Annotated in this window: 22 protein-coding genes; 5 read left to right on the top strand and 17 right to left on the bottom strand. The window is 36.2% G+C overall.

The window, feature by feature from the left end; genetic code table 11:
- Positions 1–128: 128 nt before the first annotated feature.
- The 7 genes from ACWNMY_RS02805 to prsW form a co-directional block, all read right to left on the bottom strand.
- Positions 129–710, bottom strand: a complete 582-nt coding sequence (locus ACWNMY_RS02805; RefSeq protein WP_449536769.1) for a lysophospholipid acyltransferase family protein — start codon at positions 708–710, stop codon at positions 129–131.
- Positions 711–715: 5 nt separating this feature from the next.
- Positions 716–1387 (bottom strand): (d)CMP kinase, encoded by a 672-nt coding sequence (cmk, locus tag ACWNMY_RS02810; RefSeq protein WP_449536770.1) that lies wholly within the window; start codon positions 1385–1387, stop codon positions 716–718.
- A 167-nt stretch (positions 1388–1554) separates the two neighbouring features.
- Positions 1555–1737, bottom strand: coding sequence for a YpfB family protein (locus tag ACWNMY_RS02815; RefSeq protein ID WP_449536771.1), 183 nt, complete (start codon positions 1735–1737; stop codon positions 1555–1557).
- Between the two features lie 84 nt (positions 1738–1821).
- Positions 1822–2490: a flagellar brake protein gene (locus ACWNMY_RS02820; protein ID WP_449536772.1), complete on the bottom strand. Its 669-nt coding sequence runs from the start codon at positions 2488–2490 to the stop codon at positions 1822–1824.
- Positions 2491–2699: 209 nt separating this feature from the next.
- The gene (gene ypeB, locus ACWNMY_RS02825; RefSeq protein ID WP_449536773.1) at positions 2700–4055 is read right to left on the bottom strand and encodes a germination protein YpeB; all 1356 of its coding nucleotides are present in this window, start codon (positions 4053–4055) and stop codon (positions 2700–2702) included.
- 18 nt (positions 4056–4073) lie between these two features.
- Entirely contained in the window at positions 4074–5219 is a 1146-nt protein-coding gene (locus ACWNMY_RS02830; RefSeq protein WP_449536774.1) for a cell wall hydrolase, read from the bottom strand.
- Between the two features lie 192 nt (positions 5220–5411).
- Complete coding sequence (gene prsW, locus ACWNMY_RS02835; RefSeq protein ID WP_449536775.1) at positions 5412–6047, bottom strand: glutamic-type intramembrane protease PrsW; 636 nt, start codon at positions 6045–6047, stop codon at positions 5412–5414.
- A 274-nt stretch (positions 6048–6321) separates the two neighbouring features.
- Between prsW and ACWNMY_RS02840 the strand changes: the two genes are divergently transcribed.
- On the top strand, positions 6322–7293 hold the full coding sequence (locus tag ACWNMY_RS02840) for an asparaginase (protein WP_449536776.1): 972 nt from the start codon (positions 6322–6324) through the stop codon (positions 7291–7293).
- 202 nt (positions 7294–7495) lie between these two features.
- Here the strand turns inward: ACWNMY_RS02840 and ACWNMY_RS02845 are convergent, their stop codons facing one another.
- From ACWNMY_RS02845 to ACWNMY_RS02865, 5 genes are all read right to left on the bottom strand, one after another.
- Positions 7496–8461, bottom strand: coding sequence for a YpdA family putative bacillithiol disulfide reductase (locus ACWNMY_RS02845; protein WP_449536777.1), 966 nt, complete (start codon positions 8459–8461; stop codon positions 7496–7498).
- 224 nt (positions 8462–8685) lie between these two features.
- Positions 8686–9966 carry a Glu/Leu/Phe/Val family dehydrogenase gene (locus tag ACWNMY_RS02850; RefSeq protein ID WP_449536778.1) on the bottom strand — a complete coding sequence of 427 codons (1281 nt, stop codon included), beginning with the start codon at positions 9964–9966 and terminating at the stop codon, positions 8686–8688.
- Between the two features lie 346 nt (positions 9967–10312).
- Positions 10313–10915 carry a genetic competence negative regulator gene (locus ACWNMY_RS02855; protein ID WP_449536779.1) on the bottom strand — a complete coding sequence of 201 codons (603 nt, stop codon included), beginning with the start codon at positions 10913–10915 and terminating at the stop codon, positions 10313–10315.
- A 127-nt stretch (positions 10916–11042) separates the two neighbouring features.
- Positions 11043–11816: a metallophosphoesterase gene (locus tag ACWNMY_RS02860; protein ID WP_449536780.1), complete on the bottom strand. Its 774-nt coding sequence runs from the start codon at positions 11814–11816 to the stop codon at positions 11043–11045.
- An 11-nt stretch (positions 11817–11827) separates the two neighbouring features.
- Positions 11828–12220, bottom strand: coding sequence for a hypothetical protein (locus ACWNMY_RS02865; protein WP_449536781.1), 393 nt, complete (start codon positions 12218–12220; stop codon positions 11828–11830).
- 158 nt (positions 12221–12378) lie between these two features.
- Here ACWNMY_RS02865 and ACWNMY_RS02870 point away from each other — a divergent pair, with 158 nt between their 5' ends.
- From ACWNMY_RS02870 to cotJC, 3 genes are read left to right on the top strand one after another with little or no spacing between them, the layout of a single operon-like run.
- Positions 12379–12612 carry a spore coat associated protein CotJA gene (locus ACWNMY_RS02870; protein WP_449536782.1) on the top strand — a complete coding sequence of 78 codons (234 nt, stop codon included), beginning with the start codon at positions 12379–12381 and terminating at the stop codon, positions 12610–12612.
- Entirely contained in the window at positions 12609–12869 is a 261-nt protein-coding gene (locus tag ACWNMY_RS02875; RefSeq protein WP_449536783.1) for a spore coat protein CotJB, read from the top strand. Before ACWNMY_RS02870 ends, ACWNMY_RS02875 begins: the two co-directional genes overlap by 4 nt.
- Before the next feature lie 50 nt (positions 12870–12919).
- Positions 12920–13489, top strand: coding sequence for a spore coat protein CotJC (cotJC, locus tag ACWNMY_RS02880; RefSeq protein WP_449536784.1), 570 nt, complete (start codon positions 12920–12922; stop codon positions 13487–13489).
- 91 nt (positions 13490–13580) lie between these two features.
- On the opposite strand, the gene ACWNMY_RS02885 is transcribed toward cotJC, so the two are convergent.
- The 5 genes from ACWNMY_RS02885 to ACWNMY_RS02905 form a co-directional block, all read right to left on the bottom strand.
- Complete coding sequence (locus ACWNMY_RS02885; RefSeq protein ID WP_449536785.1) at positions 13581–14018, bottom strand: YpbF family protein; 438 nt, start codon at positions 14016–14018, stop codon at positions 13581–13583.
- A gap of 161 nt (positions 14019–14179) precedes the next feature.
- Entirely contained in the window at positions 14180–14836 is a 657-nt protein-coding gene (locus ACWNMY_RS02890) for a LysM peptidoglycan-binding domain-containing protein (protein ID WP_449536786.1), read from the bottom strand.
- A 2-nt stretch (positions 14837–14838) separates the two neighbouring features.
- Positions 14839–15441 (bottom strand): CPBP family intramembrane glutamic endopeptidase, encoded by a 603-nt coding sequence (locus tag ACWNMY_RS02895; RefSeq protein WP_449536787.1) that lies wholly within the window; start codon positions 15439–15441, stop codon positions 14839–14841.
- A complete protein-coding gene (locus tag ACWNMY_RS02900; RefSeq protein ID WP_449536788.1) occupies positions 15438–16958 on the bottom strand; it encodes a RecQ family ATP-dependent DNA helicase in 1521 nt (506 codons plus the stop codon). The genes ACWNMY_RS02895 and ACWNMY_RS02900 overlap by 4 nt, the downstream gene beginning before the upstream one ends.
- On the bottom strand, positions 16948–18012 hold the full coding sequence (locus ACWNMY_RS02905) for a helix-turn-helix domain-containing protein (protein ID WP_449538372.1): 1065 nt from the start codon (positions 18010–18012) through the stop codon (positions 16948–16950). The genes ACWNMY_RS02900 and ACWNMY_RS02905 overlap by 11 nt, the downstream gene beginning before the upstream one ends.
- A gap of 307 nt (positions 18013–18319) precedes the next feature.
- Here ACWNMY_RS02905 and ACWNMY_RS02910 point away from each other — a divergent pair, with 307 nt between their 5' ends.
- The gene (locus tag ACWNMY_RS02910) at positions 18320–18568 is read left to right on the top strand and encodes a 4Fe-4S domain-containing protein (RefSeq protein WP_449536789.1); all 249 of its coding nucleotides are present in this window, start codon (positions 18320–18322) and stop codon (positions 18566–18568) included.
- Positions 18569–18597 lie beyond the last annotated feature (29 nt).

An 18597-nucleotide genomic window follows, 5' to 3' on the forward strand; every position in this document is an offset into this window, starting at 1 on the left:
TTCCTTTGAAAATCGGTGCAGCCGCCATAGACTGAACTTTATTCAAGCCTTTTTGAATAAAGTTATAAAAATATTCTTTTAATTAACTTCTAATAAATAGACGTTTTTGTCAAGTGTAAACTCTTAATCTATCGATTTTTTTTAATCAATTCTCCTATTGATTCCATTATCTTCTCTGTAACTATTTCTGCAGAAGCCTTTTCTGCACGATATGTTTCCATTTGAACAGGCTCCCCATAAACCACCTTTACTTTACCAAATAGTTTGTATGGACCAATAATGGCACAGGGAACGACTACACAATCGGTACGTAATGCAAAGAAGCCAACCCCGGATAGCCCTTTTCCAAGATTTCCATCCTTACTTCTTGTACCTTCAGGAAAAATACCTAATACATTCCCATCTTTAAGTAGCTTTAGAGCAGTTCGAAGGGCTTCGCGATCGCTCATCCCTCGTTTGACAGGAAATGCATTAATTTTAGGTAATATAGATCCTAAGACAGGAACCTTGAATAACTCCGCCTTAGCCATGAAATGAATTGGCCTTGGAGATGTAACCCCAACTACTGGTGGGTCTAGATTGTCAATGTGATTTGAACAGATTAGCACTCCACCATCCGTAGGAATATTTTCTCTACCAATTACTTCAAAACGATATAACGGTTTAATAATTGCTCCCACTAGCCCTCTTGCAAAGGAATATAGGTTCATACCCTTCAAATCCTTTCCTTTACAACATCCATAATTTTCCCGACTACCTCTTCGATACTTAATGATGTTGTGTCAATTTCGATTGCATCTTCTGCTTTACGCAATGGAGCTACTTCTCTTTCAGAGTCTAATTTATCTCTAGCTGCAATCTCATCCTTTAACTTTTCTAAATCAGATTGGAAGCCCTTAGAAAGATTTTCTTCATGGCGACGCTGTGCTCTTTCCTCAACAGAAGCCAATAAGAATATTTTCACTTCCGCTTGAGGTAGAACATGAGTCCCAATGTCTCTACCATCCATGACAACCCCGCCACGACTTGCTAAACTCTTTTGGCGCTTGACCATTTCTTCCCTTACTTTCCGATGTTTTGCAACAATCGAAACTGAGTTAGTTACGTCATGCTCACGTACTTTTTCAGTAACATCCTGATCATCGATGAAAACGAGTTGCCCTGTTTCACTAGGCTTTAATTCTATGATTGTGTCTTCTAACACTCCAATCATCTGATTTTCATTATCTAAATCTAATGATGATTGTAATGCCTTAAAGGTTAATGCTCTGTACATTGCACCTGTATCAACATAAATATATGAAAGATTCTTCGCTATTATTTTAGCGACAGTACTTTTCCCAGCAGCTGCTGGACCATCAATTGCAATAGAAATTTTTTTGTCCATAAGTTATGTATGCCTCCCAATAGTTGCACCCTTATTAAGTAATCGTTCGACTACTTCTGGTATGTAAAAAGTAAAAAAAGTTAAAGTTCTACTAAATTTTAGTATGTTAAGCCGAGAAAATGTTATTCGATTCTACGAAAAAAATGCAGGGAATCCCTGCAATTATTTTAATTGTTATTTTGTAATGTTTCAATGGTTTTGGTTGTATCCGATTGGTCAACACCTTCATATTCAATCATTCTTGTGACATAAGGCGTCAAAGGACTATATAAAATAATTGCTTGAGCAATAAGGAGAAAGATAAATTGAATAATAGCAAGCTTAATTAGAATACGTTCAAAATTTTTCATTGGCATACCAACCTATAAATTGTTTTTCTATTAGTATGCTAATGTTTAATTCTTTTTATTCGTATATTCCGAAATGAAACAGTTTTATTCTTGCGATTTTACTCCTTTTTTCTTTAATAATAATTGTCTTTCAAAACAAAACTTTATTAAAAATTGACGGTCGGTATCTGTAATATCAATAAATTGAACTGAAGCTTTGTTTCTTTCTCCACTCTTCCCCTCTACTATTCGAATAACATGACTTGTAAACGTTACATAATGATAGTCTTCTGATAAAGTTGGCAGTACGAAATGTGTCATAATATTTTTCCCTGGCGTGAGGGCTTTAGCAAAAGGTAATATTATAGAAGCTCCACCCGCACTAATATCGTGTGTAATTGATACAAAAGGTGAAAATTCCTCATTTAAACTATGAAGTGCCACGTCTACTGGTGTTTCTACGCGCACATACTCTCTGCGCTGAATCCGATAGATACTTTCCTGACTAGGAAAAGATAGAACAATCATTGGAATAGTTTGCTTCATCCTACCTAACACAGTTGTATCAAAAAAATAAGCTGAAGAACCGTCTCCTGCCACAAAAGCCTTAAGCTGTGTACCATTTAATAAATACACTGTTTTACCTGTCTTAACATTAACTGGATAATCTATGTATACCTTGTTATCTTTTCTCTCGACAAGCCTACATCGATATTTTTCACCTTTAGGATTAAATGCTGGTTCAAGCTGTATCGTATCCCCAATTTTCAACACGTTTGTTCACTCTTTCTAAAAACACATTTGTATTCTTATTAAACCACGAAAAGTCAGAAAAGCGCAAGGCTGCTGAGCTACCATAAATGCTGACTGAACTCCCTATTTGCCTTCATAAGTGATAGATTATAATCTTGAATCTAAGGCGCCTGGCGCTTGACAAATCAAAAAAGGGAAAGCAACATTGCCAACCCTTTTTCGACAGCTGATTAAGATTTGTTTATTCCATTATAAACTGGTTCTGCATTTTTAAGTTTTTCTACCTTCTCTTCAAACCCATTTTCAGCATTAATAAATATACGATACGTATCATCGTTAATTGTTCCTAAAAATTCATAACAAAGGACATCTTCACTAAGATCGTTTGTAATAATGGCTAAACGATCCTCCATAATTTCAAGGTTCGGATTAATTTTTTTCTTGGCTTCTTCTTTAGATATTTTCGGTTCGGACGTTTTAGTAATCTTCCCAGCCATCAGGTAATCTCTTGCAGTAAATCCAGTGATATTTCCATCATCAAGTGCTACCTTCATTTTTATGGAATCAGAATATACCCTCACACCGTCTACAGAAGAAACAAAATTAAACACTCCGATGTTATCATATTGAGCACTTTCGAAGAGCTCTAGGTTTTCGAATTTATTATCTTTCAAAAAGGTTTGTGCCCTATTATATGCCTCATTTAGACTGAGTTTACTTTTCTGTACTTCTCGATTTCTTATAACCCAAATTGGGATGCCACCTTTTTTCGTAATATCCATATACGTATCAACCTTAGATTTTGGGTCATTAATTTCTAAGCTGTAGAAACCATTTGAAGACCCCTTACCATTTTCCGTCACTTTCATTTCAATATTTCCCTTTAAACCAAGAAACTTTTTGGCAATTTCTTTCGCTTTTTCTTCATTAATTTCAGGACCTTCTAAATTTGGAAATGTATCACTATCTTTCTTTGTAGAAGTTAGACTGACACCAAACTCCGCTTCAGAATAAGCTGCAACATTCTTTTCAACCGTTTTTAAGCCATCAATAATTGTGTTATCAGCTTGTTTTTCTCCCGAAGCAAGCGCTAATTCTACATCCATCCAGCGCAGGTTATTTTCCATAACTAGATGTTGAACGGTACGGAGTTCTTTTTGAATGTCCTCTGCATTTTTATATAGCTGTTGCAGTGTTTTATATTCGTCATCAGTTAAAGGATCCTTTGACAAATCACGCACTGCTGTACGGTAACTAAAATCCCCAATATTACTTAAAAACTCTTCTGTCTTATTAAAAGGTAAAAGCGCGAGTGGTAATTGTCCCACATCAGAATGCGCTTCAGATGTGAGTCTCCACACATCTGCCAAAGTAGGAGATAATGAACTCCGTGAATTCATTGCGAGAGTTGTTCCAATTTTGTCATGTAGTAGGTCGATATGATAGGTTAAATCATGAAAAGCTCTTTGATAATTGTTTTCTGCCTGTATTAGAATGGCATTTTTCTCTTGGTGCTCCTTATATCCCCAATATCCCGTTCCAACAATTCCAATTGTTAATACTGTTATTAAAATTCCTCTTAGCAATTTGTCTCACCTTCCATTCTATCTACAGAATATATGCTTACCGATTCTCTTAATTTGGGGTCTACCCCAAATCCATTTACTTGTAGCAGTATCCGGATTGAAGTAATACGTTGCACCGCCGGTCGGGTCAAATCCATTTATGGCATCAATTACTGCCTTTTTTGCTTTTTCATTAGGAGTAAGCCAAATTTGTCCATCCGCAACTGCAGTAAATGCTAATGGTTCAAATACTACACCAGAAACAGTATCTGGGAATGTGGGACTATCAATACGATTTAATATTACGGCTGCAATAGCTACCTGACCGATATATGGTTCACCACGCGCTTCACCATATACTGCATTTGCCAAAAGTTGTATATCATTTTGTGAAAAGCCTCCTGGCATATTTACTGCTGTTGGACCTTGTGCAGTCTCTCCTTGCTCAGCCTCTTGGGTTTTTGGTTGTTGCGGCTTTTCTTGAGCTTGTCCTTGCTGCCCCTGAGGTTGCTTTGGCTGTTCTGCTTGTCCTTGCTGCCCCTGAGGTTGCTTTGGCTGTTCTGCTTGTCCCTGCTGTCCCTGAGGTTGCTTTGGCTGCTCTGCTTGTCCTTGCTGTCCTTGAGGTTGCTTTGGCTGCTCTGTCTGTCCTTGCTGTCCCTGAGGTTGCTTTGGTTGACCTTGACTTTGTCCACCTTGAGCCTGTTTTTGCTCTGCAGTATATTGTTTTTCAATTTCTAGTCTTCTCGCCTCTGCAGTTGTTTTAGCCTTTTGTCTATTCTGCTCAGATGGTGCGGATTGAATATTCCAAGGGACACCCCCATAATGGGTAAAACGGTTCCCCTTACGTAAATTTTCGTATACAAACTGTTTGTTATACTTTGTAAAACGATTGATCATTGCTTTTGTTTTTTCTCCAACCAAGCCATCCACTTCTTCGAGTCCAAAAGCTTTTTGGAAATTGCGGACTGCCCAGTACGTGCTCCATCCATACACACCATCAATGGTTCCATGATAATAACCGTTATATTGAAGTCTTGATTGAAGTTCGATTACATCATCCCCTGTAGCACCACGTTGGATAATTTGTTCAGAAAAAGCCTGGACATGATTGTTGGTTCCGCCTACAATCACACTTCCAAACAAGATAAGTACTATGGATAACATAATATGCTTTTTTAAGCTCATGATTAACTACCTCCCTAACCATTTTCTATATATACTTACATGTATTTTCTGTAGAGATTGGTATTTTATTCAGAAGTATTTAAATCTGGCTATATCAACTTACCTTATAAAATCAAGAGAACTCTTTGATAGGTTACTTACAAAAAAAAATAACCTGATAAATTCAGGTTATTTTTGAATTACTTTAATAGGTTATGATTTAGCTATTCGAACCTTACGTAGACCAAACCACCATAAGAACAGCATAAAAGGTATCATTAGATACATCCATTTTTCCAATGACAGTAATATGTAATCATACATTCCGTGTAAAAGAAATGGCAGTAAAAAGGAGAGAAAGATCCAATTTTTCTTTTGGACAGGTGAGAATTTGGCTTTTCCAAGATAATAACCCATGATAACGCCAAATAATGCATGGCTTGATACTGGCAGAAGAGCTCTTCCAACAGCAAACTGAACACCGTTAGCTAATAGATATAAAATATTCTCTAAGGTAGCAAACCCTAATGAAAGTGCAGCACCATATACAATTCCATCGTATTCTTCATCAAATTCAATATGCTGGTAGACTGTGTAAAAGAGGATAAACCATTTAAAAAATTCTTCGAATAAGGCAACAACAAAAAATGCCTCTGTAAAGCTGTGACTAAATACTCCTTCCACTTTTAAAACATATTGTATAAACATGATTGGAAAAACCATAAGAGCACCAAAAATAAATATACGAAAGACCATCGCGATAGGTTCTGCATCATATCTATCTTTCAAATAAAAATAACTTAGCAACGCAAGTCCAGGTGCAAGTCCTGCGGTAATAACCGCTACCATAAGAATCCTCTTCTCCCTAATAAATCAAATCTTTATCATTTACTGATGAAATATGCATTGGCATATTTACATCCAATTTTCCCAGTAAAGTCATAACAGCAGATAGATGGGAATTACAATCTGACACATGATGATATACTATATGAAATTAACCATTACTGCTTAATTAATTATTGAGTAACAAACACTTTTATCGTAACATGTAATTTGATAAATGAAAATATGAAGTATACTTAAATTGGATAATTTTTCTATACAGGAACGAGGGTAAACTATGAAAAAAATACTTGTTATTCATACGGGTGGAACCATTGCAATGACGGAAGATAAAGAAACAGGAACTGTTCAGCAAAATCGACAAAACCCACTTCTCCTACAAACAGATGCACTAACCTCTATTGCGGATATTAAGGTTGTAGAGTTATTCAAACTTCCTTCCCCTCACATTACAGAAAAGGAAATGCTCCAATTAAAAGCGAAGATTGAATCCTCAATCGAGCAGGACAATATTGAAGGTGTTGTAATAACACATGGCACTGATACATTAGAAGAAACAGCGTATTTCCTTGATATTACCGTACAATCCGATATACCAATTGTTGTTACAGGTGCGATGAGATCTAGTAACGAGCTTGGTGCAGATGGGCCATACAACTTAATCTCAGCTGTTCGGGTCGCGTCTAGTGACCACGCAAAAGGTAAAGGTGTTTTAGTCGTCCTTAACGATGAAATCCACACAGCCAAGAACGTTACAAAAACTCATACAAGTAATATTGCAACCTTCCAGAGTCCACAATATGGTCCACTAGGAATCGTAAATAAAAAAGAGGTTAGCTTCCATCATATTCCAGCTATTAGAGAAACCTATGATATTGATAAAGTCTCAAAGACTGTTGTCCTACTTAAAGCTTACGCTGGGATGGATGGAAATATCATTAAAGGTATTCGAACCGTTAAATTGGACGGACTAGTGATAGAAGCACTTGGACAAGGCAACCTGCCGCCATCGATGGTATATGAAATAAAGGACCTCATTAGAAGTGGTGTTCCTGTTGTTTTAGTTTCGCGTTGCTTCAATGGATATGTTCAGGATGTTTATAATTACGAAGGTGGCGGAAGACAATTAAAAGAACTTGGGGTCATCTTTTCAAATGGATTAAATGGACAAAAAGCAAGAATTAAGCTATTAGTTACACTTGAAAAAACAAATCAACATCAAGAGCTTCAAGATATGTTCCTAAAATAAATTAGAAAGGCAACTCAAACGAGTTGCCTCAGACTGTTAACAAACGTCTGCATACTGCAATGCTTGCCTCGCTCGTCCGCTCATGAAGGCATCTTCTACTCACGTCTTCACTCAAACTGCGCCTCAGTGTGCCAAGAGTTTTTTCAAGACAGTCTATTTCAACACAGATTAACAAAAAACTTCAGGCAACTCAGGAAAACACCTATTTTCTATCTTGGATGGCTTTTGCGATTAAGTCTCCATGGAACCGTCCGTTTTCTATAAATATTTCATTGGCATTGTTGCCTGCAGCAATTACACCTGAAATAAAAACACCCTCAACATTTGTTTCCATTGTTTCCAGATTAAAAACTGGTCTTCCAGTTTCACTTTCAATCTCAATATTCATTTTTTGTAAAAAGCTGTGGTCGGGATGATAACCCGTCATCGCAAAAACAAAATCATTTTTTATTTCTTTTAACTCATTTCCTACCTGATATTTTACAATTTCTTCGGTAATCTCAACTACGTTTGCATTAAATTCCATGTTAATGATGCCGTTTCGAACAAGTGCTTCAAACTCCGGCAAAATCCAAGGCTTTATGCTTGGAGAATATTCAGTACCACGATAAAGGACTGTAACTCTTGCATCTGCATTCGCAAGTTCTAGAGCTGCATCCACACTTGAGTTTTTCCCACCTATTACAACTACATCCTTTTCAAAATAAGGATGCGCCTCCTTGAAATAATGAGATACCTTAGAAAGATTTTCTCCTGGTACCCGCATATAATTTGGGTTGTCGTAATAGCCAGTTGCAATGATTACATATTTTGAATTGTATTCGCCTTTTGAAGTAGAAATATGGAATTCACCAGTGTTACTTTTTTTAACCTCTAAGACCCTTTCAAATGCATTCACTTTAACCCTTTTTCGTTTCGCTACTTCTCGATAATAGGCAAGAGCCTGATTTCTCTTTGGTTTACGTCCTTCAATGATGAATGGAACATTTCCGATTTCTAGTTTTTCACTAGAACTGAAAAAAGTTTGATGTGTTGGATAATTGTATATCGCATTCACGATGTTTCCTTTTTCTATAACCAGTGCTTCAATTCCTATACCTTGTAGGGCTATTGCAGCTGCAAGACCACATGGACCCCCACCAATAATTATAACTTCTTCCGATTGCATGCTTGTCACTCCTAATTTTTAAACCAAAAATCTAAAATCTCCTACCAAAAATGATAGGAGATTTCTGTTGTTTTTGCAAAAATAATGAACGAAATCAAATACGCCTCGGCGAATTTTTGCCCAGATTGAATCAAGCTTGCTTGAAAAACTTCATTTAATAGTCTGTGCCATGCGCCGGAGGCATTACTATGATTTAATTGGGAGCTACCCCATACTAAATCATATTAGATCCAACCTCTAAAACGTGATGCTTCGGCCATTTTTCTTACCCCAACCATATAGGCTGCTAGTCTCATATCAACACGTCTGTTCTGAGCAGTTGTATAAATGTTTTCAAATGACTTAACCATCACTTTTTCAAGCTTCTCTTCGACTTCTTCTTCTGTCCAGTAATACCCTTGGTTATTCTGAACCCACTCAAAGTATGAAACAGTAACTCCACCTGCACTTGCTAATACATCAGGCACAAGTAAAATTCCTCTTTCTGTAAGTATTTGAGTAGCTTCTAGAGTTGTAGGACCATTCGCTGCCTCAACTACTATACCTGCACGTATATTATGAGCATTTTCTTCTGTAATTTGATTCTCGATTGCCGCTGGTACGAGAATATCACAATCAAGCTCTAATAATTCTTTGTTTGTAATTGTATTATTAAATAACTTTGTAACAGTACCAAAGCTATCTCTTCTATCTAACAGATAATCAATATCTAAACCATTTGGATCGTGTAAACCACCATACGCATCGGAAATTCCAATAACCTTTGCACCTGCATCATGCATAAATTTAGACAAGAAACTTCCAGCATTTCCAAATCCCTGTACAACAACTCTGGCGCCTTCAAGGTTGATACCTCGTTTTTTAGCTGCTTCACGAATGCATATCGTTACACCCTTTGCTGTTGCAGATTCACGCCCATGTGAACCACCTAGTACTAGTGGTTTTCCAGTAATAAAGCCAGGAGAATTAAATTCGTCAATACGACTATATTCATCCATCATCCATGCCATAATTTGTGAATTTGTAAATACATCAGGTGCAGGAATATCTTTTGTCGGACCAACTATTTGGCTAATTGCACGCACGTAGCCGCGACTTAGACGTTCAAGTTCACGGAATGACATATCTCTTGGATCACAAATGATTCCACCTTTTCCTCCACCATATGGTAAATCAACAATTCCACATTTCAAACTCATCCAAATAGAAAGCGCTTTAACCTCTTTCTCAGTTACATTTGGATGAAAACGAATTCCACCTTTTGTAGGGCCGACCGCATCGTTATGCTGAGCACGATAGCCAGTAAAGATTTTAACAGAACCATCGTCCATTCTTACTGGAATCTTTACGGTCATCATTCTAATTGGTTCTTTTAGAAGTTCATAAACTTCTTCAGGGTACCCTAATTTTTCTAATGCCTTATGTATGACTGTTTGAGTAGATTTTAGGACATCCATTTTTTCTTCATTCTGTTGTGAAGTGTCCTTGTTATTTTCGGCTACCATTTGTAAACCTCCCAAGATTTTTCACAGTACCTATTAGAGGATCGTCAATAAGTCCGGTGAAGATGACACACTTTTTATCCTCCATTTTGACCACACATTTATCAAAAGGTGTAAACAAAAAGCTGGAAATACCGAGTTTTTCGGTAATTTATGATTATGTAAAAAGTTTCTTGATGCTAATAGACAAAAATAACATCTATTTTCCAGATAGTATTATTGTCCACCTTTCCAGTCACTAGTATACACCTTCCATATCTTTATGCAAGATGAAAAATGAAGAATCTTACCTTAAATTTTTTTATCTTTTACCTACTTTACCCTTCCATAAGAAAAACCCCTAATCCAGTTAGAGGTTCTTCCTGTTTTTTATAAAAATCCGATAGATATCCTTCATTGCATGATCATTAAATATTTCTTTTCCATATTCATGTACTCGGTATTTAGTGATTGTCGCTGGATTTCCAAACTCAGCTAATATCGCAATAACATTCTCTGTGTTCGTCTTTGCATTCTCTTCGAGTAACAAATAAAAATAATCTTTATATGAATATAGTTTGCCACCTTCAACAGATATACTATTTAATCTGGTTGAAAGCTGAATTACGTCCTCGAACGTATGAAACTCATAAAATATATCCTTACTTTCATCAAGTGTAACCTGCATTTCTATATATTCATCATCTAAAAATTCTTCATCTTCATTGTCCCCTACAGCATTTGTTACGATAATTACCATTCCCTGTGCCTGTAAGGAGTAAACCTCAACTGCTATAGGCCCATCTGCTTCAAAGCCTAATTCTATACTTGCCTCTTCAATCATATCTCTAAATAATTGGTGAACCTTTAACGAGTCTGACAAAAGATCATCTTTAGTGAGGCCACGATCAATCAGATCATCGAATGTTAGAAATATCTTGATTTTATTATAAGTTAAGCGTTCAAGACGCATTAAAAACCCTCCCTCACCATCACACCTGCAGCAACCTTTTCTTTATTTTATGAAGGATTATAAATTATGTTCTTGTTTTAGCTGTGTTCGGGCATATTTCTACAAGACTTGTACAAAGTACGAAAGTCTATTTTTCGCTTGATTGAAGTGTAATAAGATGTGTTTCAGGTGGTGCACCGAATCGTAATGGAACACCGGACGTCCCATAGCCGTTACTGATAAAAATTGTGGTCTTGTCTATTTGTTGGATACCACCTTTTGGGTATAATCCAAATTTCCAAAATCTGATTTGTCCACCATGGGTATGTCCAGACAATAATAGATTAATCCTTTGTTCTGCATGTAGATCCGCTTTAATTTCGGGATTATGGCTAACAAGGATTTTAAAATCCACTTCATTCCCAGCATCTAGGAGTGCCAGATCAAGTCTGCTTCTTCCTTCCTTCATATCATCAATTCCTAAAAGGGAAACCTTCTCACCTTCTCCGCTTTCAAAAAGAACAGCTGTATTATCAAGAATCTTTATCCCCATATCTAATAGTATAGAATCTAGTTCATGGTAATCAACTTCATAATCATTGTTGCCCCAAACAAAATAAGTCGGTCCTAGAGATCTCAGCAATTGAAGGTTCTTTTTTACACGCTCAAATGGAACCCCTTTTTCCGTTAAATCCCCACCAATTATCACAATGTCGACTTTCCCTTTTACTTCTTCAATTATATGTTCTGACACCTTTCTTCTGTGAATGTCTGAGATGAAGAAAATTGTTATCTGTTCGAAGCTTTTTGGAAAATTAGAAAATGGCAAGGTATGAGTAACGACACGGTCAAGCTGTGCTTCTCGCCACATATACAAAAGAAGCAACAAACCAATCGCGATAAGAATAAAAAAAAGTAGCATGGCTTTCGCTCCTATCTATCGACATCTAACAACGTATTCTTTTTTAAATCTACCGATATAATACCATAAAAAATGGAAAAGGCTAGTAAAATGAATGTTTGCCAAGGACCGAATACAAATAAAATAATGTAACCGGCAGTTAACCTGATTGGTAAGAAGAACTTTATGCAGGACTGTTTTTTTCTTCTTAAGCGTTTATGAAAATCTTCGATTACCTCTTTTATTATCGTAGAATGCGCTAAAAAGCCTATAAAGTAACAGACCATGATGATAAAAAATAAGAAGGGATTGACTATAAATCCCATCATTAATTCCGGAATTTCACTTACTGATGTTTCAATTGTTAAAAGAATGAGCATACATCCACAGAAAAATCCAATTATCTCATAAAGCAGCTTTTCCATACTCCCATCTCCCCCTATTTAAAATTATGAGGAGAGGAATGAATAGATACAAACTTTCATGTGACACTGTTTAAATAATTTGATTGTCATTTTTCAACCATCTATGCCATAAAGTAGAATGACATGAAATTGTATTTTGACATCAAGGAGGCTACATCATGTTTACACCAAAGAAAGAATATTACCCCTATGTAAGCCCTTATGACCCTTGTAAACCCATCACATGTAAAACATACTCAACCCCTCCACACCTGTATATCAATTTTCAACCAACAAACCTACCGCAATATCCACCTAAAGAAGCATTACATAGAGGGACACTATGGCCTGCTTTCTATGATCCATGGTATAACCCTTACGAAATGAAAAAAAGGGAGGAAGAAAGTAAATGAAACAGATGCCTCCAGAATATTATGCTTTATTAGAGGATTTACAGGCGTTGGATTTCGTACTAGTTGAACTCACCTTATATTTGGACACCCATCCAAACGATTATGAAGCCATTCAACAGTTCAATCATGTCTCATTACAGCGTAGAAAAGTCGCAAAGCAATATGAGGAAAGATTCGGACCTTTGCTTCAATATGGACATAGCTATTCAGGGTACCCATGGAATTGGGATGATGAGCCATGGCCTTGGCAGGTATAAACCTAAAGGAATCACATTCTGAGTTTTTAACAGAGGAGGAATCTACGTAAATGTGGGTTTATGAAAAAAAGCTTCAGTATCCCGTAAAGGTAAGTACTTGTAATCCAACGTTAGCTAAGTTTCTGATTGAACAATACGGTGGTGCTGATGGAGAACTAGCTGCTGCACTACGTTATTTAAATCAGCGTTATACAATACCTGGCAAGGTTATCGGACTATTGAATGATATTGGTACTGAGGAATTTGCTCATTTGGAAATGATTGCAACCATGGTGTACAAACTCACAAAGGATGCTACTCCTGAACAACTAAAAGCTGCTGGTTTAGCTCCACATTATGTTGACCATGACTCCGCATTATTTTACCATAACGCTGCAGGCGTGCCATTTACTGCAGCATATATACAAGCAAAAGGTGACCCGATTGCAGATTTGTATGAAGATATTGCAGCTGAGGAAAAGGCACGAGCAACCTATCAATGGATCATTAATATAAGTGATGACCCTGATTTAAACGATGGTTTGCGTTTTTTACGCGAACGTGAAATCATTCATGCACAACGCTTTAGGGAAGCAGTTGAGATACTTAAAGAAGAAAGAGACAAAAAGAAATTTTTCTAAATGATCCCATAACTTTAAAGAGTGAGGACCAAAGCTTCATTTCATGTCTTCACTCTTTTTATGTAGATAATTTTTACCAAATATCTTACAGCTATTTACTTTCATGATATAAATTTATATCATATTCTTTTTTCATCATTTCAAATACACGCTGGCGTTCTCGCCACTGTACAGGCTCTTTCCATAAATCCTTACTTTTATCAATTATTTCACATCTAATAGCGTGGTATTTATCCTCTGCTTCATCTTTCTTTTTGTCAACATACCGTACACCACCATACAGTCCTGCTATTATAAAAACAAACATGAAGTAAATGGATCCATCCAGGAAAATACTGATCATTAACTCCGTAGAATGGCTATAAGGAGAAACAATGGTCTTGTACACATAAACTAAAAAAATAGATAACAAAAAAAGAACTCCAAGCTTCATATAATAGGCTCTAGCCTTTAATTTCTCAAATTTACGTTTCTTTTCAACCGTATGTTGAAGCATTTGTTTTGTAACCTCATCCGTGTATTCATTCAACTCACTTATTTTCTTTTCGATTTCTCATCCCTCCAGCCTGAACCACTTTTCTAAATCGAAATATTCTAACGTCGAGACAACCTTATTATTAAAAATATGAGCTTGTACATTGGTATATGTCTTTTCCACAAAATAAAAAAAACGCGAGTTGTCACTCGCGCTTACTGTATTTTAATCGGTATACGTAATACTTGACCAGAAACTACTGTGTCCCCGTCTATATCATTCCATCTTTTTATGAGGTCTTCACCTTCACGACTGTTGTAGTATTTCATCGATATCCGATATAGTGTTTCTTCGGGTTGTACCTTGTGATATTTTACATCATATTGGTCCTTAGGCTTTTCTTCCTGCTGTTGGGGTTGTTTTGCAGCTTCTTTTTCCGCAGCTGTAAGTTCCTTTTGAGGAATCTCTTCCTTACCCTTTTCTTCTACTGCATTTTCAGTTGGTGTTTCGTTATCAACAGATTTAGGTTCCTCGTCATTTTGATCCTCTATTTGTGGTTCTTCAGTAATCGGATCTTCTTCTTTCGGAGTTTCGGATGATGGTTTAGTTTCTTCAGGCTTTTCATAACTGATACTCTCAAAATTCGAACTCTTTTTTACAGGTGCTGGTTTTAGAAAATCTGTATCAGAATTAAATTTATAACTTAGAATGGCGATTGGAAGCAAAACAAATAACAGTGCCAATAATCGTACCACAGGGTATTTGATTTTAAATTTTGTTTTCTTTTTTTTCTTTTTATGAACTACGCCTCGAGGCGGTAGAGATGTTTTTTTATCGGGTGTTACAGTCTTTCCTTCTTCATTTTGTTGCATAACTATTGTACCTCCTCCTCGCCCGAACCACGTAAGTAATCCATCCTTAGCTTTATAGCGAAAATAAAATCAATTAAGAAATGCGCAAAAACCGTAATCCAAAGATTTTGATACAGTTCATAAATATAACCTAACAAAAAACTCAAAGCAATAACCGTTAGCAAGAGAACCCATTTATACAGATATCGAACATGTAATAATGCAAAAATGACACTTGCGACGATAAGACCAAAATGGGTCTGAATCACACCCCGAAATAGTATCTCTTCTGTAAATGAAATCAAAAGACATAAAAGAAAAATATGGGGAATACTTCTTCTTTGAAAGATTCGTTCATTTATTCCTCCATCATCGTACATCGACTTGGGTAACCATTGCATCAATGCAAAATCAATTAATACAACCCCAATTGCGATACCCCCACCAATAATCAATATATTCCAATCCTTCAACTTCCATAGCTCAATAAAGGAGGACCATTTGTCAAATAGAAAGATACCAAGACCTAACGAGACAAGTAGAAGAATTCCTTGGGTCAGATAAAGGTGAAAGACGATTTCTTTATCCTCTAAATTTTTGATAATCTCCGCTTGCCGCTTACTCATAGTTTTCGCTCATTTCTGTGGAAGATACGATACAATTCTTGTCTCCAGGAAGGTAACTCCCACTTCATATCGTCATTTGAATGCCTTCTGTACAAATCCCACTCAATTATACAATGATCACAGCATGAAGCTGTTTTGTTTATTAAATTTTCATTAAAATAAGCTAGAATTCCCTGACGTCGACATTCTTTAGTTTCAAGCCAATTTTCCATGAACTGTAATTTCTTGTTTTTGTACAAATAGCGTTGGTTTGCAAACTTCTCAATAATACCAATAGCTTTACTTATATCGATTTCACGATATAAGTTATCTTCTAACTCCAAATAATATTTAATAAATCTCCATTGTATTTCCGTTATATTAAAGGAGGTAAGAAAGTAGTCTTCCATTGTTTTTGAAATGGAGAAGCTCCCATTTTTTTTGATTTGGAAATTAATATATTCAATCACCTGACCTGTCTGCTCGGTAGACGGAAACTCGTACTTAATCAAGAACTGTGGAATTTCATGATCATGTTCACTATGAAGTAATACAGCAACACTTGGCTTTCCATCTCTTCCAGCACGTCCTATTTCCTGTAAATACGCTTCTAATTGTGAAGGATAATGGAAGTGAATAACATATCGAATATCTGGCTTATTTACTCCCATTCCAAACGCATTTGTACAGCAAATAATAGATAATTGATTATTGATGAATTGCTCCTGAATCAACATTCTTTTTTCTTGCTCCATACCAGCGTGATAATAGGCTACTTGATCAAAGCCTTGATCTTTTAAATAGTGCGCTATATTCTCTGCCCATACTCTACTAGAAAAATAAATAATCCCTGGTCCTTGCAGATTATTTACATATCTTAGTAGCTCCTCTTTCTTGTCATGAATCGATCCAACCTTTTTAACTGAAATTGCGATATTTGGTCGATCCAAAGAGTGAATATGTTGTTTGGGGTGTGATAGTTGAAGTGTTTTCTGGATATCTTCTATTACATCTTTGGTCGCTGTAGCAGTTAATGCCAAACAAGTAGGGTTACCCAATTCCCGCCGAATTTCTCCCAAGAGTGAATAGTCAGGGCGGAAATCATGCCCCCACTGTGAGATACAATGTGCTTCGTCTACAACAAACAGAGAGAAATCGATTTTCTTTATCATATTTAATACGTATTTAGACTGTAGAATTTCTGGTGAAGCAAAGATGTATTTATAATGATGAAGATTTGATAAAATCCTTTGTTTTTTTTCATTTTGTAAGAAACTATTTAGTGCAATTACTCTCTTCTCTCCTAATTTCTTTAACTGTAGAACCTGGTCTTCCATTAATGCAACTAGTGGAGAAATTATAAGTACACTTCCCCCGAAGATTTGGCCAGGTAGCTGATAGCATAGCGATTTCCCACCACCGGTCGGTAGCAATGCCATTACATCATGACCCAAAAGTAAGTCTTCAATAATTTCCTTTTGTCCCTCTCGAAAGGACGAATGATTAAATTTTTCTTTTAAAATCGAATTAAGATTCATAATTTCCACCAATTTTCGCAAGGACGAGTCTGATCCCAAAATAAGTAATTGTACTTGGTAACTTTTCTTTCAATGATCGTAATTGTTTTGTACCTAGCGCATTATATGTAGATAGGATAATCTCCTGATGCTCAGGCGGCACAAATGGATCAATGGAAAACTCAGGGTTGTGATGCGCAACTTCAACAATATGGTCCTCGATTGTATTACGCTTCAAGTCTCTAAGAAGAGCAACCTCCTCAATGGATTTCCCTTGGAGCAATAGCTTATATGTTGATTTTGTTGAAGCTGTTAACAATATGTCTTCTTGCCTGTTTTTTTCTATCATTGAAACCAGAATAGGAAAATCAGGAGCACTTGACTCTAAATGTTGAACAATTCTATGTAATGTATGTATAAACATAACATGACACCAAGTCTCGTCTTCTTTTAGCAAGTCACTAATTTGCTCAATTGTGTACCCAATTCTTGATGAACTTGTTAGGCGTAGTACAAAGATTGTTGCTTCTATTTCAGAAACCAATTCAAGGCAAGTTAGTAACTCATGATAAATAGATTCTGCCAACTCAAATCGATTATGTCCGTCCTTCATTAGGAACCCCTTTACCCAATTAACAACCGTATCGTCCTGCTGGATAGGAGTATATTGTTTGCTATCCTGTATTAAATTAGATAACGATTGTGACAGTAACGAGAGTCTGCGCCAAAGTGTTAAGGCTTGATCATTGTATTTCCAACCATTTAGATATTTTGGGACAGGTTTTTGTTCAAGATTGCGATCTAAGGCAGCTTTACCTCTTGGAGTAAGTATATATTTAGTTGGGGTAATTTCTTCAATTAGTTTGTTTTCAATTAGATTATTGATATCTTCTTCAATCTGTTCTCTTTGTATCGGTCGAAGGACCCCAAAAAGATGTGCTAATCCAAATAGATTTGCATCCCCAATCGTCTGAGAGGATTTTTTTCCATTTAGCAAGTGATACATGCCGTAAATTGTACGCTCGCCATTAAACTTATGTAAACAATATAAAAGCAATATTGATCGAAAAGTCATGTTCACTACTTACTCCCCTCTCTATCGGATTGTTTGGTAAATAGTCGAAGGAATGTTACCTTTATTTTATCAAATAATAAAGAAAAGTGGGATGTTTTCATGTCGAAATGTAGACAAGGTTGTCAAAATAGGAAAACCCCTTTATATTCAACAATCTCACTATATATTTTTATTGAAAAGTTGAGTAAACAGCTTTACAATGGAATATGAGGAAGCTGTTTCCATCTTATGTGGAAGTAGGATGCGGAACTTATATAAATAGTAGAATATATTATATATGTAACGATTTTTGGGAGGTAATATACAGATGGCAAAATACACGATTGTTGACAAAGACACATGTATCGCTTGTGGTGCGTGTGGAGCTGCTGCACCAGACATCTACGATTACGATGATGACGGTATTGCATTTGTAACACTTGATGATAACCAAGGGATTGTTGAGATTCCAGAAATATTAGAAGAAGATATGATAGATGCATTTGAAGGTTGTCCTACTGATTCCATTAAAGTTGCAGATGAGCCTTTTGATGGTGATCCATTAAAATTTGAATAGTATTTTTCTCAAAGAGCCCTTCATATGTG

This window comes from Ferdinandcohnia sp. Marseille-Q9671 (assembly GCF_976954385.1).

What these genes read in the sequence shown, in the direction of transcription:
- ACWNMY_RS02805 (WP_449536769.1), bottom strand. Translation starts at nt 710, where the DNA reads ATGAACCTATATTCCTTTGCAAGAGGGCTAGTGGGAGCAATTATTAAA.
- cmk (WP_449536770.1), bottom strand. Translation starts at nt 1,387, where the DNA reads ATGGACAAAAAAATTTCTATTGCAATTGATGGTCCAGCAGCTGCTGGG.
- ACWNMY_RS02815 (WP_449536771.1), bottom strand. Translation starts at nt 1,737, where the DNA reads ATGAAAAATTTTGAACGTATTCTAATTAAGCTTGCTATTATTCAATTT.
- ACWNMY_RS02830 (WP_449536774.1), bottom strand. Translation starts at nt 5,219, where the DNA reads ATGAGCTTAAAAAAGCATATTATGTTATCCATAGTACTTATCTTGTTT.
- prsW (WP_449536775.1), bottom strand. Translation starts at nt 6,047, where the DNA reads ATGGTAGCGGTTATTACCGCAGGACTTGCACCTGGACTTGCGTTGCTA.
- ACWNMY_RS02840 (WP_449536776.1), top strand. Translation starts at nt 6,322, where the DNA reads ATGAAAAAAATACTTGTTATTCATACGGGTGGAACCATTGCAATGACG.
- ACWNMY_RS02845 (WP_449536777.1), bottom strand. Translation starts at nt 8,461, where the DNA reads ATGCAATCGGAAGAAGTTATAATTATTGGTGGGGGTCCATGTGGTCTT.
- ACWNMY_RS02850 (WP_449536778.1), bottom strand. Translation starts at nt 9,966, where the DNA reads ATGGTAGCCGAAAATAACAAGGACACTTCACAACAGAATGAAGAAAAA.
- ACWNMY_RS02855 (WP_449536779.1), bottom strand. Translation starts at nt 10,915, where the DNA reads ATGCGTCTTGAACGCTTAACTTATAATAAAATCAAGATATTTCTAACA.
- ACWNMY_RS02860 (WP_449536780.1), bottom strand. Translation starts at nt 11,816, where the DNA reads ATGCTACTTTTTTTTATTCTTATCGCGATTGGTTTGTTGCTTCTTTTG.
- ACWNMY_RS02865 (WP_449536781.1), bottom strand. Translation starts at nt 12,220, where the DNA reads ATGGAAAAGCTGCTTTATGAGATAATTGGATTTTTCTGTGGATGTATG.
- ACWNMY_RS02870 (WP_449536782.1), top strand. Translation starts at nt 12,379, where the DNA reads ATGTTTACACCAAAGAAAGAATATTACCCCTATGTAAGCCCTTATGAC.
- ACWNMY_RS02875 (WP_449536783.1), top strand. Translation starts at nt 12,609, where the DNA reads ATGAAACAGATGCCTCCAGAATATTATGCTTTATTAGAGGATTTACAG.
- cotJC (WP_449536784.1), top strand. Translation starts at nt 12,920, where the DNA reads ATGTGGGTTTATGAAAAAAAGCTTCAGTATCCCGTAAAGGTAAGTACT.
- ACWNMY_RS02890 (WP_449536786.1), bottom strand. Translation starts at nt 14,836, where the DNA reads ATGCAACAAAATGAAGAAGGAAAGACTGTAACACCCGATAAAAAAACA.
- ACWNMY_RS02895 (WP_449536787.1), bottom strand. Translation starts at nt 15,441, where the DNA reads ATGAGTAAGCGGCAAGCGGAGATTATCAAAAATTTAGAGGATAAAGAA.
- ACWNMY_RS02900 (WP_449536788.1), bottom strand. Translation starts at nt 16,958, where the DNA reads ATGAATCTTAATTCGATTTTAAAAGAAAAATTTAATCATTCGTCCTTT.
- ACWNMY_RS02905 (WP_449538372.1), bottom strand. Translation starts at nt 18,012, where the DNA reads ATGACTTTTCGATCAATATTGCTTTTATATTGTTTACATAAGTTTAAT.
- ACWNMY_RS02910 (WP_449536789.1), top strand. Translation starts at nt 18,320, where the DNA reads ATGGCAAAATACACGATTGTTGACAAAGACACATGTATCGCTTGTGGT.